This is a genomic window from Psychrobacter sp. 1Y4 (genome assembly GCF_051847555.1).
On the sequence record NZ_JBPYDE010000246.1, the window covers coordinates 1 to 925 of the forward strand.

Sequence of the window (925 nt, forward strand, 5' to 3'; positions counted from 1 at the left end):
AAATACAGAACCACAGACTGGTGATGCCAATCCCAATCACGGCTATGAGAGCGATGGTGATGTAGAAATGGTCAGTGAGCAAGATACTGTGAAAGAAATCAAGTCACAGGCGAATTTTGAGAAATCAAATCCTGAAGCCGAAGCGCTTGATCATCGCTACCGTGATGCAGAGTCACACCTCAATGAGCGTATGAGTAACAACCACAGTCGCCACATTGTTCCACCTGATGAGATCGACGAAAGCGCAAGTGATAAACACCTCCAAACCTCAGATGATCAGACGCATCTGCCGCGCGAACGTGAAGAAGATGACAAGGTATAACTAAAAGGTCAATTCAAACGCGTAAACTCATGAGTATCGTAATTATTCATGACGATAAATATAAAAATTCAAAAGTCAGACTGCCCACACGCGACAGTCTGGCTTTTTTTGGAATTGCCAAAATGTAAACGTATTTTATGACATCAAAGTGATAACACTGGTTTAATATCAATAGTTTGATATATCCATTTACCCTAAAAACTCTTTCATGAATATATTGTTTCATATCAGAAACAAACCGTTTACAATAAATAATCACTATTTTATGGGCACATAGTTGTGACAGGGATTGTTCTCTTGGAATAAAATGATAAAAAAAATCTTGCAGTGCCCTTAACTATTCTTTTATATTGTCCTCGAAAATGTGACATCAAGCGACAATCACAAGAACTTAATAGTCATAACACGCATTATAGTTAGATTGGTAAACACGGTCACATAGATTTGGGTGACGCTGACTATAGCGCTGTTATGCACACAAAGGATACGGATATGTGGAAAAACATGGGACTGACAGGCAAGATTATCGTTGCCATGGTGCTCGGTATCATACTGGGTCTATTTTTAAACTACTCAGGATTAAATGGCGAAGGCAGCTTCGTT

1 pseudogene is annotated in these 925 nt (G+C 39.1%); it reads left to right on the top strand.

The features are described from left to right. A pseudogene (locus tag ACS8FC_RS15540) lies at positions 1 to 322 on the top strand (acyl-CoA dehydrogenase); the annotation flags it as partial. Positions 323 to 925: the final 603 nt, after the last annotated feature.